We start from the raw sequence: 16,440 nt of genomic DNA, 5'->3' as shown, positions 1-16,440 counted from the left end.
AAGCCTCTGGCCCAGCCCGGTCCGGCGGCACCGAGCCGAAAGGCCCCTCACCGTGATCGGACTCCTGGTCGCGCTGCTCTCGGCGCTGGTCTACACGATCGGTCTGACCGTGGAACAGCGCGCGCTGCACGGCTCCGAGTCCATCTCGATCAACCGCCCCCTCCACCTCGCCAGAGTACTGCTGGGTAACCCGAGGTGGGTGTTCGGATGCGCCTTCGCCGCCCTGGGCAGCGTGGGCCTGATCGTCTCCCTGGGCCTGGCCCCCGTGTCCGTGGCCCAGCCCGCCTTCGCGGCCGGGGTGGCCACCACCCTGCTCGTCGTCACCCTGGCGCGCGGCGAGCGGATCACCCGCGGCGAGTACACGGCCCTCGGCGTCATGCCGGTCGCGCTGGGCCTGCTCAGCCTGTCGACCGTGGACGGGGCCGAGACCGGCACCACCGCCGACACTCCGGTTCTGGTTGCCGTCAGCGTGGTCACCGTCGTGGCGTGCGTGGCGGTGATGGGCTTCGTGGGAGGGAGGGGCCGGTACGTGTCGGCCGCCGCCATGGGGGCTGCCGCGGGACTCGCGCAGGGCAGCGCCGGGCTCCAGGGCAAGGGGTTGGGCGGCCTGCTCGCCGACAACGGCTTCCTCGGCGCGGTCGTGCCCGCTCTGCTGTCCCCGTTCCCCTACCTGTACGCGTTGGGTTGGGCGGTGGGGATCGTCCTCTTCCAGACCTCGCTCCAGCGCTCCCGGGCCTCGATCACCGCCCCGGTGTCGAACGTGGTCGGCAACGTGTTCGTGGTGGTGGTCGGCACCCTGCTCTTCGGCGAGCAGCTGCCCGAGGACCCGCTGCTGCTGGCGCTGCGGGTCGGGGGGTTCGCCCTGACCCTGGTCGTGGTGGTCCTGGTGCGCGGCAACGTCGCCCAGGCCGAGGCGGACACCAGCAGGCTCCGCGCCGAGGCCGACCCCGCCCACCAGGGGTAGCCCGGGGCCGCTCGGGCCCCGGGCCACCGGCGTTCGTTAGGCGGCCACGGACACGGCCTGACGCAGACCGGGAGCGGCCACGTCGGCCCAGGCGCGCACGACGCTGTCCGGGCTGTGGGTCTCGTCGGCCGCCAGGATCAGGCCGGGTTCGGCCACCCAGGCGCCCAGGTCGGCCAGGAGGACGCGCAGGTCCTCCTCGATACCGTGGCTGTTGCGCAGGTCGTCGACGACGGCCAGCGGCACCGCGACGGTGTGCCCGAGACCGAGCTCGGGGAGTCGGTCCAGGAACACCTTGAGCAGCCCGGTGTAGGTGCCGTGGACCTGCGGGGACGCCACCAGCAGGACGTCGCTGCGGCTCACCCGCTCCAGAGCGTCGTCCACCGGGGCGGAGGACTCGGCGAGCAGGTCCGGGCCGAGGGCGGCCAGGTCGATGATCTCGGGCGGCGAGGTGACCCCCGCGCGGGCGGCGACCTCGGCGGCGGCGCGCAGGGCGGCCGCGTGTACGGAGGAACGGGGCTGGGGGGCGGCGACGAGCACGGTCAGGCGAGTCATGGCGGAGAACTCCTGGGTTCGGTCAGAGCGAGCCGGGATCGACCGGAAGGAACGCGGGGGGCGGTGATCGGAAGACACCGGAGGGGAACCGCTGTTCCTCGTGGACCTCGACCGAGCGGGACCTCGTCGTCCGGGGCTCGTGTGCCGTGGTCCAGTCGGGGGTGCTCACACGGACCGAGAGAGGTGGTCCGGGACCCAGGTGGGAGTCATGAGCGTCCGGTGTCTGCGTAAGGGCACGGGGGCACGGGTCAGAACCGTGGCGGGGCGGGGCCCCGCAAGGCGCTAGCTACGACAGAGCGCGCTCGCCTGCTGTCTCAGATCGACATGCAGGCGCTGGACAAGCAGCTCACCGGCGGACATGTCTCCATCATGAGGCGCGTCGGCCGCTATCGTCAATGCGTGCCGCCGCCCCTCCCCGGGGGTGTCGGGTTCCGCGCGGGCCGGTCCACCTCGCGGACAACCGTCCCAGGGAGCGGGATCACCCTGTTCCGCTGGGGTTACGCGACGGTCCGGGGGCGCGCACGGCCCCCGGAGGAACGGCGCGTTCACAGAAATGTAATTTACGACACACAGAGCCCGACACCCGCCCCAGAGCGGCATCCGACACACAGGGAGAGCCCCAGACATGGCCCACACACCCCTCACCCTGACCGACGCGCGCGTCGTCACGGCCGACGGCGTCCACGAAGGCTGGCTCCGGATCGAGAACGGCAGGGTCGCCGCGCTCGGCACCGGCGAGCCGGGGCCGGGCGACCGGCTCGACGTCGGCGGACGGCTGGTGACGCCGGGGCTCGTCGACACCCACGTGCACGGCGGTGCGGGGCACGCCTTCCCTGAGGCGGACCCGGAGGGCGTGCGGGAGATCGTCGCCTTCAACCGCCGCGCTGGAGTGACGTCGCTGGTCGGCGGGTTGGTCGCGGCCACCCCGGAGAGCACGCTGCGCCAGGTGGCGGCGCTGGCCGACCTGTGTGAGGCGGGCGAGCTGGCCGGGATCTACCTGGAGGGCCCGTTCATCGCGCGCTCCAAGTGCGGGGCGCACGATCCCGACCTGCTGCGCGATCCGGACACCGCCGAGTTCGACGCCTGGTTGAAGGCGGGCCGCGGCCACGTCCGGATGATCACGGTGGCCCCCGAACTGCCCGGCGCCCTCGACCTGATTCGGGCGGCGCGCTCCTGCGGCGTGGTCGCCGCGGTGGGGCACACGGAGGCGACCTTCGAGCAGACCCTCGCCGCGATCGACGCGGGCGCGACCGTGGCCACCCACGTCTACAACGCGATGCGGCCGCTGAACCACCGGGACCCGGGGCCGATCGCGGCGGTCCTGGGAGACGAGCGGGTGACGGTGGAGCTGATCCTGGACAACGTGCACGTGCACCCGGGGGCGGCGCGGCTGGTGTTCGACGCCGCCGGACCCGGGCGGGTGTCGCTGGTGACGGACGCGATGTCGGCGACCGGCCTGGGCGACGGCGAGTACACGCTGGGCGACCTGAGGGTCCGGGTCCGGGACGGTGAGGCCCGGCTGGTCGAGAACGGCGCGATCGCCTCCAGCACGATCGTGCTCCCCCAGGCGGTGCGCAACGCGGTGGCCCTGGGCGTCCCCGTGACCGACGCCGTACGCTCCGCCTCCTCGGTCCCGGCGGCGGCACTGGGGCTGGAGGCCGCGGGTCGCGTCGAGGTCGGGGGCCACGCGGACCTCCTCGTCCTCGACGACGACATGACGGTCTCCTCGGTGATGTTCCGAGGCGCCTGGAATTCGGACACTTCGGTGTTCTAACGGCGTGTCGTGAGCACGGTACGGATTAGTAACTTGCCCCTGAGCGACAATTACGGACAGGGCGTCGAGGAAAGCACCGTGCCTGACACGAAAGGAACCAGCCATGGCTCAGTCGAGACAGGCCAGCGACCAGCAGCCGACGCGCGTGCCCTCCGAGGAACGCGAACACCTCTGCAAACTCGCCGGTGAGCTGACCCGCTACGGGGTCCAGGCGGAGGTGGTGGACGAACCCGCGGTGTGCCTGCGCGTACGCAACCCCTCCTCCGTCTACGCGGTCGAGGACGTGGTCTGCGAGCGGCGCGAGCACGACTTCGCCTTCCTCGCCTCGTTCGGAGTGCACCTGGGCAACAGCGGCAGCGTGTCCCTGACCGCCCACAAGGTGGCGTGGCTCGTCGGGGCCACCGAGGCGTAGGACGCGTCACACGACGGGGGCGAGGGCCTGCGGCCGCCGCCCCCGTCAGGCGTCCCGCCTCGGCTTGGTACCTTCACCAGAGGTGACCCCGGACGCAAAGGACCGCCCTCGTGACCGCCTTCCGCTACGGGCTCGACCCCGTCGACGAGACCTTCTTCGAGACCGCGCCCATGCGCTGGCGGGTGGGTTTGGAACTGGCCGCCCCACCGGACCGGGTGTGGGCGGGCCTGACCGCGCCCCAACCGCTCTCCTGGTGCCGAGCCCTGCCCGAGGTCGTCTACACCTCGGAACCGCCGCACGGAGTGGGCACCACCCGGGAGGCCAGCGTGCTCGGCACGTACCGGATGCGGCAGGAGTTCTTCCGGTGGGACGAGCCGGGGCGCCGCAAGTCGTTCCACGCCACCGAGGCCACCCTCCCCCTGTTCAGCGCCTTCGCCGAGGACTACCACGTGCTCCCCTTCGCCGACGGCAGCAAGCTGGTGTGGTCGTTCGCCTTCGCCCCCTGGAAGGGTCTGGACAGCGCCGTGCAGCTGGGACGGCCCCTCACGGAGACCCTCCTCGCGTCCCTGGTGCGGGACACCCGCAACCACTTCGGCTCCCTGACCGAAGTCCGCTGACCGCTGCTCCGCCACAACCCGCATCCCCACCCCGGACACGACAAAGCGCCCCACAGGGAGGAGGCCACAGGCCTCCACACCACCCGCATCCCCACCTCAGACACAACAGAGAGCCCCGCAGGGAGGAGGCCAGAGGCCCCCGGACCACGGGGCGCGTCGGGCGCGAGCGCCAGCGAGCGCACATCGGGGGGGCCGGGGGGTCGTCCCCCCGAAAAGACAACGAAGGCGACCCCGGCGAGCGCGTTCACGCGCGAGCAGGGTCGCCTTCGAGACAGGTGGAGGTGGCGGGAATCGAACCCGCGTCCTTCAGCATCGAGCCAGGGCTTCTCCGGGTGCAGTCTGTAGTGTCGTTCTACTCGGCCCCAGCGCTTGTACAGACACATCGCTGACGGGCCCAGCCACGAAAATGTCCCGCTCGGGCCCCGTGGCCTGATCTGAGCGGTGAGTCATCTGAATGGTGCCGGACCCCGAGCCGATGACGAGCCCGGGCCGACAGAGTCACAATCGCTTAGGCAGCGAGAGCGAACTCAGTGCGCTTGGAATTGGCACTTGAATTTACGCGAATGCAGGATTAACGAGGTCACAAACACAACCCTCGACCCGCTTCCCCTGGAACGGCTACCAAAGTCGAAACCGATCACCCCCTGTGAAGTTGTCAAGACCACCTGTCACCCGAGGGTTCCGGGTGGCCGACAAGCGAGTGAACGAGCACTCGCGTGATCGTCACTCTACCTCTTCAACGGTGTGGGCACCAAGCTGATTCCCGGTTGCGGCGGGGATGTGCCGGGCAGGGAGAAACCCCCGTGAGGCGGACTCCAGAGTGGTCGACGCGCTCACGGGGGCGGTCGGCCTGGGTCGGGGCCGACCTCCAAACGCGACGGGCCTCCCGCGGGGCGGGGTCCCGTCTCCTACCTGGTCCGCTACCCCCTGCGCGGGCCAGTCACAGGGAAAGACGCCGCCGGAGCACCCGTGGGTTGCTCCGGCGGCGCCTCGACATCGCGGACGTGGTCCGATCTTCGGTTCAGGGTCCGGTGGCGTCGGCCTCGGCACCCTCTCCGAAGCCCTGGTCCTCGACACCGGCGACGCCGGTCGGCGGGGCGGTCTCGCCGACGCCGGGGGCTCCCTCGATCCCGGTCTCGGCACCGGTCTCGGGCACGACCCCCTGGGCCAGTCCGTTCAGGAAGCTGGTCGCGGCGGTGACGGCGTACTGCTGTAGTCCGCTCATCCCGGGGTCGACCTCGGCGAGCACAGCGAAGGCGACGTCGCCCTGGTATCCCACGAACCAGTGCAGGGCGGTCCCGTCCTGTTCGGCGCGGGCGGCCTGTCCGTACACCTGCTCCTCACCGACGTTCACCTCGGGGACGCGCAGGGTGACGGCGTCGCCGAGCCCTTCGCGGACCACTTCCAGGTGGGCGGCGTCGAGTTCCTTGGCGTTGTCAGGGCTCGGCCCCTCCTCGCGGACGAGGGTCGGGCCGTGCCAGGAGCCGTCGGCGACGGCCGCGACGGCCAGGGCCATGGAGAGCGGGCTCACCCGCACCCCGTGGTCACCGATCATCGCGGCGGCCAGTTCGGCGTCGCCGTCACCGATCTCCACGGTCCCCGGGGAGACCGGCAGGGGCAGCTGCCAGTCGGCGCCCAGCCCGAGCTGGCCGGCGGCCTCGGTGATCGCGTCGGCGCCCACTTCGGAGGCGATGTCGACGAACCCGACCGTGCACATGTAGGTCATGTTGCGGACGAGTGTGGGGTTGTCCGCGAGGAAGCCGTTGCTGGGGTTGGTGAAGACCTGGTCGCCGACCTCGGACTGGTACCCGCAGGGCATGGCGCTGTCCGCGGTGACCGCGCCGGACTCCAGGGCGGCCAGCGCCGACACCATGGTGAAGGTGCCGCCCGGGGCGTAGCTCCCGGAGAGGGCACCGTCGTCGGCGGCGCTCCCGGACGCGTTGGCGGCGGCCAGGACCTCGCCGTTGGTGGTGTCGACCGCCACGATGTAGCCGTCGCCGGGCAGCGCCTCCAGGGCGCTCTCCGCGGCGTACTGGGTGGACAGGTCCAGGGTCGTCTCGATCCCGGCGCTGCGCACGCCCTCCCAGGACTCCAGGACGTCGGTCTGGTCACCGTCCGCGCCCAGGCTCACGACCTGGGTGGTCGCGGTTCCGGCCAGTTCCTGCTGGAAGATGTTCTGGAGGCCGCTCAGGCCGACGGTGTCGCCCGCCTGGTAGGGCCCGGCCACACGGGAGGAGACCCGGTGCTCGGCCGTGCCCGCGACCTCGCCGAGGACGGAGGGCGCCACCCGAGGCGAGAGGTTGATCTCGACCTCCTGGGTGTCGACCCCGGAGATGCTCGCGGCCTGGCGCAGGAGCGCCTCGTCCGCGTCGCGCATGAGCACCAGCGGCTGGAACTGCTCGGGCGGGGCGGACCGCACGCGGTTGACGAGCGGGTCGGGGTCCTCGTCGAGGAGTTCGGCGAGCTCGGTGACGCCCGCCTCCTTGTCCTCCATGTCGGCGGGCAGCACACCGAAGGCGGTGACGCTGTCGGCGCCGACCAGGGGTTCGCCGGACCGGTCGAGGATCTGGCCCCGGTCCTCGATCTCGTAGCTGACGGCGAGGCGTTCGCCTTCGGAGAGGTCGGGGTGGATGACGCTCGGCGACCAGTCGATGAGCCAGCCGGTGGGGCCGTTGGTCAAGGACATCTGGCCGGTGTAGTTCCACACCGGGTCGCCGATGCCGAGGTCGGCGGTGGCACCGAACTCGGCGCTCGCGGACCCTCCCTCGGTGGAGATCCGGCCGAGGTCGAACCGGATGGAGGCGAGGTCGAGCTGGTCGTGCACGTCCGTGAGCGCCCGCTCGACCTCCTCCGGTTCACCGTTGGTGTGTCGCGCGGCCTCGGCGTGGTTCCCGTCCTGCCAGGCGAGCAGGAAGGACCTGACTGCCACCTCCGGACTGGGGTGGGTCGTACACGCCGCGAGACTCAGGGCGACGATCAGGCCACTGCTGGCGGCCGCGATGCTGCGGCCGAGGGGACGGGGGGACACCTTGTGTGTTCCTTTCAGGCGCCTCAGTGTGGGACGGCTCAACGCCGACGACGGAGCGCGCGCTCCATGTCGCGCTTGGCTTCGCGTTCGGCGATGGCATGGCGCTTGTCGTACTCGCGCTTACCGCGGGCCAGAGCGATCTCCACCTTGGCCCGTCCGTCACTGAAGTACAGGGACAGCGGGATCAGCGTGCGCCCGGGCTCCCGGGTCTTGCCGATCAGCCGGGAGATCTGCTCGCGGTGCAGGAGTAGCTTACGGGATCTGCGGGCGGAGTGGTTGGTCCAGGTGCCCTGTGAGTACTCGGGGATGTGGACGCCTTCGAGCCACACCTCGTTGTCATGGATGTGCGCGAAACCGTCCACGAGGGAGGCGCGACCCTCTCTGAGGGACTTCACCTCGGTGCCGGTCAGGACCAGGCCCGCCTCGTAGGTCTCGTCGAGGTGGTACTCGTGCCGGGCACGGCGGTTCTGGGCGATGTTCTTTCGCCCGGTTTCCTTGGCCACGGTTGGCTCCCTTCATGCGTCCGGGGGGCCACGCCGTGTGGCCCCCCGGTACCCTGCGCCCGCCGGACTGGTGACCCGTCAGACCTTCAGGTAGCGGCGCAGGGTGAGGAACGAGGTCACGGTGCACAGGAGCACACCGAGGATCATCGAAACTCCGATGACGTACAACAGCGAACCCGTGCCGAGCGCCACGTCGAACTGGAACCAGTCCTCGATCTGGGTGAGCAGTGTGTACCTGGTGGCCACGATGAACCCGGACGCGATGACACCGCCGATGAGACCGGCGATGGCCCCCTCCAGGAGGAAGGGCAGCTGGATGTAGAAGTTCGAGGCGCCGACCAGGCGCATGATGCCGGTCTCCCGGCGGCGGCTGTAGGCCGACAGCCGGATGGTGTTGCCGATCAGCAGCGCGGCGGCGGCCAGCTGCACACCGGCGACCACCAGTGCGGCCCACTTGAGGCCGTCGAGCAGCCCGAAGAACTGTTCGAGGACGCGCTGGTCGTTGGAGACCGAGTCGACTCCCGGAGCCCCGTCCACCGCCGCGCGCACGGTGTCGTAGTGGTCGGGGTTGGTGAGCTGCACCCGGTAGTTCTCCGGGATGTCACCCTCCTGCGCGGCCTCGGCGAGGGCCTCGTTGGAGGAGCCGATGCGCTCCTGGAAGTCGGCCCAGGCCTCGGCGGCGGTGAGGTAGCGGTACTCGTCGACCTCGGCCAGCGAGTCCAACTGCGCTTCGAGTGCGGTGCGGTCCTCCTCCGTCGCGGCGCCGTTCTCCTGACAGGCCGCGGTCGGCGAGATGTCGTTGCACATGTAGATGGTCAGCGTGATCCGCTGGTCCCAGTAGTTGCGCATCTCGGAGACCTGCTGGTTGACCAGCAGACCGGCACCGAACAAGGCGAGGGAGATGGCCACGGTCGTGATGACCGCGATGGTCATCGTCAGGTTGCGGCGTAGGCCGATCCACGTCTCGGAGAGAACGAATTGTGCTCGCATGATCTGTTAAAGGTCCATCCTTCGGGGCTTCGCCGTGCCGGTTGTCGCGGTCGCCGACCGCCCGGCGACGAGCGTGCCAGGGGTCAGTACGCCTGGCCGTAGACGCCGCGCGTCTGGTCGCGGACCACCACGCCCTCTTCAAGCTCGATCACGCGCTTGCGCATCGAGTCGACGATGGCGGCGTCGTGGGTCGCCATGACGACGGTCGTGCCCGTGCGGTTGATGCGGTCCAGCACCTTCATGATGCCGATGGAGGTCGCCGGGTCGATGTTTCCGGTGGGCTCGTCGGCCAGCAGGATCTGCGGGCGGTTGACGAAGGCGCGGGCGATGGCCACGCGCTGCTGCTCACCACCGGAGAGCTCGCCGGGCATGCGCCCGGCCTTGCCTTCGAGCCCCACGAGCTCGACGACCTCGGGGACGACCTTCTTGATGAACCGCCGGGGCTTGCCGATGACCTCCAGGGCGAAGGCGACGTTCTCGAAGACGTTCTTGTTCGGCAGCAGCCGGAAGTCCTGGAAGACGCAGCCGATGCGGCGGCGCAGGTGCGGGACCTTCCAGTTGGACAGGCGGGCCAGGTCCTTGCCCGCGACGTGCACCCTGCCCTCGTTGGGCTTCTCCTCCTTGAGCACCAGCCTGAGGAAGGTCGACTTTCCGGAGCCGGACGGGCCGACCAGGAAGACGAACTCGCTCTTGTCCACGTCGATGGAAACACCGTCGAGCGCGGGGCGCTTCTGAGTCGGGTACAGCTTGGTGACGTTATCGAAGTGGATCACAGGCGCATCACAAGGCTCTCGAAGGTATGGGCACCCGGCGGACCGAGCTCCGCGCGGGATCGTACCGGCCGCATGGCCACCGACAGTTTAGAGGGGACAGGGGCCCGGATTGTCCAGGTCCCGTCGCACCCGGGAGATCTGTGGAGATCAGAGCACTATCGGCCAACAGCCACGAGCATATCGGAGGTGTCAACCGATGATAACGTTCACATATAGCAGTTTCGGTAAAACTGCGGGGTCGTGAGTGTCACCGTCGCGACACGGGGCGGGTTCCACCGCCCCGGGCACCGCTCACGCGGCCGGGCGTGTCCCCGCCGCGCGGGCGGGGACGCCACGGGTCAGTTCTGTTCGTTCTTCTCTCGGCTGCGCATCCACCGGATCTCGGCGTCGATGAACGCGTCGATGTCGCCGTCCAGGACACCGGAGGTGTTTCCGGTCTCCGCGCCGGTCCGCACGTCCTTGACGCTCTGGTACGGGTGCAGGACGTAGTTGCGCATCTGGGTCCCCCAGCTGCTCACCGAGTCGCCCCGGATCTCGTCCAGCGCGGCCTGCTCCTCCTCGCGCTTGCGGGCCAGGAGCTTGGCCTGGAGCATCGACATCGCGGTCGCCTTGTTCTGGAGCTGCGAGCGCTCGTTCTGACACGACACCACGATGCCGGTGGGCATGTGGGTGATGCGCACGGCGGAGTCGGTGGTGTTGACCCCCTGGCCGCCGGGACCGCTGGAGCGGTACACGTCCACCCGCAGCTCGGTCTCGTCGATCTCGATGTGGTCGCTCTGCTCGACCATGGGGACGACGTCCACTCCCGCGAACGAGGTCTGGCGCCGGTTCTGGTTGTCGAACGGAGAGATGCGCACCAGGCGGTGCGTGCCGTGTTCGCCGCGCAGGGTGCCGTACGCGAAGGGGGCCCTGACCGCGAACGAGGTGGACTTGATGCCCGCCTCCTCCGCGTAGGAGGTCTCGTAGACCTCCGTGGGGTAGCCGTGCCGCTCCGCCCAGCGCAGGTACATGCGCTGGAGCATCTGCGCCCAGTCGGCGGCGTCGACGCCGCCCGCCTGGGAGTTGATGGTGACGATCGCTTCGCTCTCGTCGTGCGGGCCGTTGAGGAGCGTGCGCACCTCCAGCTCGCCGATCTCCTTGCGGAGCTGCTCCAGCTCACGGTCGGCCTCGGCGCGGGTGTCGGCGTCGTCCTCGGCCTCGGCGAGCTCGTAGAGCACCCCGAGGTCGTCCAGGCGCTGTCCGATGCCGCTGACCTTGTTGACCATGGACTCCAGGCTGGAGAGCTGGCGTGTCACCTTCTGCGCGTTGCCCTGGTCGGCCCACAGTTCGGGGTCGGCGGACTGCTCGCGCAGTTCGGCGATCTGGGTCTGCATCGCCTCCAGGTCCAACACGGCGGTCACACTCGCCAGGGTCGCCGCGAGTTCCTTGATCTTCTCTGCTGGGTCCAGTTCTGCCACGGACCCAGTGTAGGACCCAGCGGGAGGGCGGACCCCATCCGTGCCCCGGCCCCGGTCCCCCGGCCTCGCCCACCGCCCCCGGACACGCGGGAGGGGCGCCCGGGCACTGAACTGCTCCCCGGACGCCCCTCGAAGGCTCGGTCCGCTAGTCGACCAGCGAACGGATCGACCGCAGCGCCACCGAGAGGGTGGCCAGGTCGAAGCGCTCGTTCTCCTGGATCTCCGACAGCGTGATCCCGGCGCGCTGCACCGCGGCCTCGTTCTGCCCGGTCCACGCGGAGATCAGCTCGTCGTTGGAGCCCTCCCCGCCCGCCTCCAGCACACGGCTGGTGAGGTCGGCGTGGGCCGCGTAGAGGTCGTCGCGCAGGGCCGAACGGGCCATCGTGCCCCAGCGGTCGTCCCGGGGCAGGTCGATGATGCGCTCACGCCACCAGCTGATGTTGAACCGGTCGGCCAGCTCGAAGTACAGGCTGGCGACCCGTCCCACGGGCTGACCCGTGCGGCGCGCGATCTCCACCAGGTCGAGCGTGGAGTAGGCGGGGACCATCACGGCGACCCGCTCGGCGAGGTCCGTGGGCACGCCCAGCGACGTGTAGCGGTCGCGGCGCTCCTCGAACGCCTCCAGGTCCCGGCCGTGCAGCAGCTCCCGGAGCTGCGGCAGCACCTCGCCCACGCCCTCGGCGAAGAAACCGATCTCACTGGCGAGGTCGAACGGGAAGGTGCGGTTGCGCAGCAGCCACCGGGCGGACCGCTCGGCGAGCTTGCGGATCTCCAGCAGCAGCACGAGCTGGCTGTCGACCGAGATCTGGTGGTCCAGCTCCTCGATCTCGCCCCAGTACTGGCGCAGCTCCAGGATCTCCTGGGTGACCAGGTAGGCGCGGGCGATGTCGGCGGCGCTGGAACCCAGCTCCTCGTTGAGACGGAACGCGAAGGTCGTCCCGGACCGGTTGACCATCTGGTTGGTCACCTGGTTGACGATGATCTCCCGGCGCAGCGGGTGCGACTGCACGCCGGCGGCGTACCGGTCCACCCGCAGCGGGGTCGGGAAGTAGTCCGTCAAGGTCGACGCCAGGTACGGGTCGTCGGCCAGGTCGGACAGCCCGATCTGCTCCTTGAGGCTGATCTTGGTGTAGGAGAGCAGCGTCGCGAACTCGGGGCCGGTGAGCCCGGTGCCCTGGGCGCGCCGCTCGGCGATCGCCTTGTCGGAGGGCAGGTCCTCCTGCTTGCGCTTGAGGACCTTGGTGCGCTCCAGGTGGCGCATGTAGCGGCCGTGGACGTGCAGCATCTCGCCGGTCTGCTTGCGCGCGGCGGCCAGCACGGCGTTCTGCGCGTAGTTGTTGCCCAGGACCAGCGAGGCGACCTCGTCGGTCATGTCGATGAACAGCTGGTCGCGGTCGGCCTTGGCCAGCTCGCCGGAACGCACCTCGCGGTCCAGCATGATCTTGATGTTGACCTCGTGGTCGGAGGTGTCCACACCGGCGGAGTTGTCGATGAAGTCACTGTTGACCCGGCCGCCCTCGCGGGCGAACTCGATCCGGGCGGGCTGGGTCAGGCCCAGGTTGCCGCCCTCGCCGACCACCTTGACGCGCAGCTCGGTGGCGTTCACCCGCACCTGGTCGTTGGCCTTGTCGCCGACCTCCGCGTGGGTCTGTCCGCTCGCCTTGACGTAGGTGCCGATGCCGCCGTTCCACAGCAGGTCCACCGGCGAGGTGAGCACGCACCGGATGAGCTCGTCCGGGGTGAGCGAGGTGACGTCCTCGTCGATACCGAGGACCTCGCGGACCTGCGGGGTGACCGGCACGGACTTGGCGGTGCGCGGGTGCACGCCGCCGCCCTCGGAGATCAGCGCCGGGTCGTAACTCTCCCACGTGCTGCGGGGCAGGCGGAAGACGCGCTCGCGCTCGGCCCAGGAGACGGCCGGGTCGGGGTTCGGGTCGAGGAAGACGTGCCGGTGGTCGAAGGCGGCCACCAGCTTGATCTTGCGCGACAGCAGCATGCCGTTGCCGAACACGTCGCCGGACATGTCGCCGATACCGACGACGGTGAAGGGCTCCTCCTGGACGTTGACGCCCATCTCGCGGAAGTTGTACTTCACCGACTCCCACGCGCCCCGGGCCGTGATGCCCATGGCCTTGTGGTCGTAGCCCACGGAGCCGCCGCTGGCGAAGGCGTCGCCCAGCCAGAAGCCGCGCTCGTTGGAGATGGCGTTGGCGGTGTCGGAGAAGGTCGCGGTTCCCTTGTCCGCGGCGACCACCAGGTACGAGTCGTCGCCGTCGTGCAGGACGGTGCGCTCGGGGTGCACCACCCGGCCGTCGACGAGGTTGTCGGTGACGTCCAGCAGGCCGCTGATGAACTGCTTGTAGCAGGACACGACCTCGGCCATGACCTCCTCGCGGCCGGCCCCGGCGGGCAGCCGCTTGCAGACGAAACCGCCCTTCGCGCCGCTGGGCACGATGACGGAGTTCTTCACCATCTGCGCCTTGACCAGGCCCAGGATCTCCGTGCGGAAGTCCTCGAACCGGTCCGACCAGCGCAGGCCGCCACGGGCTACGGAGCCGAAGCGCAGGTGGACGCCCTCGACCCGCGGCGAGTACACGTACATCTCGAACCGGGGCCGCGGGTGCGGAAGGTCCGGGATCTGCTGCGGGTTGAGCTTGAGCACCAGGTAGGGGCGGCCCTCGGAGCCGCCCTGGTAGTGGTTGGTGCGCAGGGTGGCCTGGATGACCGCGAGGAACGAACGCAGGATGCGGTCGTGGTCGAGGCTGGCCACGCCGTCGAGCTCGCCCTCGATCTTGCCGACGATCACGTTGCCGCGCTCGGCGCGGCCCTCGTCGGGCTGGTCGGGGTCGAACCGGGCCTCGAAGAGCTCCACGAGCAGGTTGGCGATCCCGACGTTGGCGACCAGGACGTCGGCCAGGTAGTCGGGGGTGAAGGTCGACCCGGTCTGGCGCAGGTACTTGGCGTAGGCGCGCAGCACGGTGAGCTGGCGCCAGTCCAGCCCGGCGCGCACGACCAGGCCGTTGAACCGGTCGGACTCGCCGAGGTCGCGCCAGGAGGCGTCGAAGGCGTCCTCGAAGAGGCCCTTCAGGCGCTTCGGGGAGAGGTCGGAGGCTTCCAGCGGGCCCAGGCCGAAGTCGTAGATCCAGACCCGGCCGACGCCGTCGACGGTGATGTCGTAGGGCAGCTCGTCGACCACCTCGACGCCCAGGTGCTCCAGGACGGGCAGGACCTGGGACAGCGAGATGGGCTCGCCGATCCGGGCGAGGCGGAACCGCCAGGCGCCGGAGGCGGCGCCCTCGGGCTGGTAGAGGCTCGCGGAGAACTCGCCCGCGCGGTCCTCGGGGGCGGTGCGCTCGAGCAGCTCCTCGATGCGGCAGATGTCCGTGGCCGCGACCGTCGGGTCGTTGTCGATCTTGTAGGCCTCGGTCAGGCCCGGGCCGTAGCGCTCCTTGAGCGTGGTGGCGCGGGTGGGACCGAACGCGTCGACGAGGGCGTCGTCGAAGTCGGCGTCCCAGGAGCGGGCCGCCTGGCGGACCTTCTCCTCCAGCTCGACCTGGTCGATGTCGGCGAGGGTCTGGCCGCTCCGCGCCCGGGCCACCAGGTAGAGGCGGGCCAGCGGGGCGGCGCCGATCATCACGTTGTGGTCCATGGTGGCGCCCTGGAAGGCGTCCGCCAGCACCTGCTGGATGTCGAGGCGCACCTGGGTGCTGTACTCGTCGCGCGGCATGTACACGAAGCAGGACATGTAGCGGCCGCCGTACGGGTCGCGGCGCATGAACAGCTTGGTGCCGCGGCGGTCGCGCAGCCGCAGGACGCCGCGGACGATGCTGTACAGCTCGCCCACGGGGATCTGGAGGAGTTCCTCGCGCGGGAAGGTCTCCAGGAGCTCGATCAGGTCCTTGCCGTCGTAGCTGTCGGCCTCGAACCCGGCCAGGGCGAGGACCTCGGCCTGCTTGCGGCGCAGGATGGGGATCTGGGCGATGCTGCTCGTGTTGGCCTGCGAGGAGAACAGGCCGAGGAAGCGGCGTTCCCCGATGATGTTGCCCTGGGCGTCGAACTTCTTGACGCCGATGTAGTCGAGGTACTTGGGCCGGTAGACGGTGGCCCGGGAGTTGGCCTTGGTGAGCACCAGGACGTAGGGCTCGCGGGCCTTGCCGCGGATCTCCGGGGGCAGCGCCGAGAAGCTGGTGGGCGCGTCGGCGTCCATGCGCAGGATGCCCAGGCCGGTGCCGGGCTCGGGGCGCAGGGAGTCGTCGCCGTTCTCGTCGGTGACCAGGGCGTACTCGCGGTAGCCCATGAAGGTGAAGTGGCGGTCGGCGATCCAGCGCAGGAAGTCGACGCTCTCGCCGATCTCGCGCGGGTCGACGCCACCGGCGACGAGGCGGTCCTGGTAGGCGGAGACCTCGTCGGCGATCCGGATGACCCGGTCACTCATCTTGGCGGAGTCCTCGTCGGCGTAGCGGACGTCGTTGAGGACGCGCTCCAGCCGGGTGGTGATCTCCTTGACCCGCTCGGGGTCGCTCTGCCGGTCGATCTCGATGTGCATCCACGACTCGTCGGTCGGCAGCAGGCCGTCGCCGCCGATCTCCGGGTCGAACTCCCTGAGGTGCCCGGCCAGGTCGCGGCCGACGGTCATCTGGGGGTGGATGATGAGCCGTACCCCGGCACCCAGGTCGCTGAGGGCCATGGTCACGGAGGAGACGAGGAAGGGCGCGTTGTCCGTGACGATCTCGACGACGCTGGTCTGCTGCTCCCACCCGTCGTCTTCGAGCGTCGGCGTGTAGACGCGGACCTTGGCCCGGCCCTGGACGCGCTCGGCACCGAAGGAGCGGTGGGCTTCGGCGGTCCAGCAGATCTGCTCGGGGCTGCGCCCGCTGATCTCCTCGGGGTCCGTGTGCCGGTAGTAGAGGGGGAGGAAGCCGCGGACCGCGTCGGCGGCCTCGGGGCTGAGCCGGTCCCCCGGATTCCACCGGGAGGCCGCGTCACTCAGCAGCTTCTGGAGGATGACGTCTGATTGCCCGGACATAGGGATCTTCTCACTCCTTTGTGAGCAACGTCGCACGAGCGCAGTCGAGGACACCCGGTCATGTGACGTGTGTGGCTCGTCAGGCGACCTGTGAACTTCTGTGGCTGACTTGTGAATTCCCGTGAGGTCCTTGGGCCGCAAGGAACCCACGAGGGCGTTGGTTGGGTTGGTACCTGTGCGCACAGGTGGCGTCAAACGAGGTCGGGACGTCGTTGTCCCGCCCTCTGCACGACCCCCACTCGGTGGGGGCCGCCCCCAGGCTACTGCTTTTCGCGCGCGAGAACAGGACCAACACCGTTACGGGCTGGTTACGTACCGTAAGGACTGGATTGCGGCGGGCACGG

At 70.0% G+C, this 16,440-nt stretch carries 11 protein-coding genes and 1 other RNA gene; 4 read left to right on the top strand and 8 right to left on the bottom strand.

The window, feature by feature from the left end; genetic code table 11:
• Positions 1–52 precede the first annotated feature (52 nt).
• Positions 53–964 carry a hypothetical protein gene (locus ACFYL4_RS04320; RefSeq protein WP_387516310.1) on the top strand — a complete coding sequence of 304 codons (912 nt, stop codon included), beginning with the start codon at positions 53–55 and terminating at the stop codon, positions 962–964.
• Between the two features lie 36 nt (positions 965–1,000).
• Here ACFYL4_RS04320 and ACFYL4_RS04315 read toward each other — a convergent pair whose 3' ends face one another.
• Positions 1,001–1,516 carry an NADPH-dependent FMN reductase gene (locus ACFYL4_RS04315; protein ID WP_387516308.1) on the bottom strand — a complete coding sequence of 172 codons (516 nt, stop codon included), beginning with the start codon at positions 1,514–1,516 and terminating at the stop codon, positions 1,001–1,003.
• Positions 1,517–2,141: 625 nt separating this feature from the next.
• On the opposite strand from ACFYL4_RS04315, the gene nagA reads away from it, so the two are divergent.
• The 3 genes from nagA to ACFYL4_RS04300 all read left to right on the top strand — a co-directional run bounded on the left by nagA (position 2,142) and on the right by ACFYL4_RS04300 (position 4,319).
• Positions 2,142–3,290, top strand: a complete 1,149-nt coding sequence (gene nagA / locus ACFYL4_RS04310) for an N-acetylglucosamine-6-phosphate deacetylase (RefSeq protein WP_387516306.1) — start codon at positions 2,142–2,144, stop codon at positions 3,288–3,290.
• Positions 3,291–3,393: 103 nt separating this feature from the next.
• Positions 3,394–3,702 (top strand): hypothetical protein, encoded by a 309-nt coding sequence (locus ACFYL4_RS04305; protein WP_387516304.1) that lies wholly within the window; start codon positions 3,394–3,396, stop codon positions 3,700–3,702.
• Positions 3,703–3,812: 110 nt separating this feature from the next.
• Positions 3,813–4,319, top strand: a complete 507-nt coding sequence (locus tag ACFYL4_RS04300; protein WP_387516302.1) for an SRPBCC family protein — start codon at positions 3,813–3,815, stop codon at positions 4,317–4,319.
• Between the two features lie 273 nt (positions 4,320–4,592).
• On the opposite strand, the gene ssrA is transcribed toward ACFYL4_RS04300, so the two are convergent.
• From ssrA to ACFYL4_RS04265, 7 genes are all read right to left on the bottom strand, one after another.
• Positions 4,593–4,964, bottom strand: a transfer-messenger RNA (tmRNA) gene (ssrA, locus tag ACFYL4_RS04295).
• Between the two features lie 376 nt (positions 4,965–5,340).
• Positions 5,341–7,347, bottom strand: a complete 2,007-nt coding sequence (locus tag ACFYL4_RS04290) for a penicillin-binding transpeptidase domain-containing protein (RefSeq protein WP_357767074.1) — start codon at positions 7,345–7,347, stop codon at positions 5,341–5,343.
• Positions 7,348–7,385: 38 nt separating this feature from the next.
• On the bottom strand, positions 7,386–7,850 hold the full coding sequence (gene smpB, locus ACFYL4_RS04285; protein ID WP_357767071.1) for an SsrA-binding protein SmpB: 465 nt from the start codon (positions 7,848–7,850) through the stop codon (positions 7,386–7,388).
• A gap of 78 nt (positions 7,851–7,928) precedes the next feature.
• Entirely contained in the window at positions 7,929–8,840 is a 912-nt protein-coding gene (gene ftsX, locus ACFYL4_RS04280; RefSeq protein ID WP_357767068.1) for a permease-like cell division protein FtsX, read from the bottom strand.
• A gap of 83 nt (positions 8,841–8,923) precedes the next feature.
• Positions 8,924–9,613 carry a cell division ATP-binding protein FtsE gene (gene ftsE, locus ACFYL4_RS04275; protein ID WP_357767065.1) on the bottom strand — a complete coding sequence of 230 codons (690 nt, stop codon included), beginning with the start codon at positions 9,611–9,613 and terminating at the stop codon, positions 8,924–8,926.
• A gap of 338 nt (positions 9,614–9,951) precedes the next feature.
• A complete protein-coding gene (gene prfB / locus ACFYL4_RS04270) occupies positions 9,952–11,070 on the bottom strand; it encodes a peptide chain release factor 2 (protein ID WP_357767062.1) in 1,119 nt (372 codons plus the stop codon).
• Positions 11,071–11,215: 145 nt separating this feature from the next.
• Complete coding sequence (locus ACFYL4_RS04265) at positions 11,216–16,096, bottom strand: NAD-glutamate dehydrogenase (protein ID WP_387516299.1); 4,881 nt, start codon at positions 16,094–16,096, stop codon at positions 11,216–11,218.
• Between the last annotated feature and the right edge of the window lie 344 nt (positions 16,097–16,440).

The sequence above is a fragment of the Nocardiopsis sp. NPDC006938 genome (assembly GCF_042869555.1).
Classification (GTDB): domain Bacteria; phylum Actinomycetota; class Actinomycetes; order Streptosporangiales; family Streptosporangiaceae; genus Nocardiopsis.
Note: the sequence above shows the minus strand (reverse complement) of the source record. Positions and strands in the feature narration are given on the sequence as shown.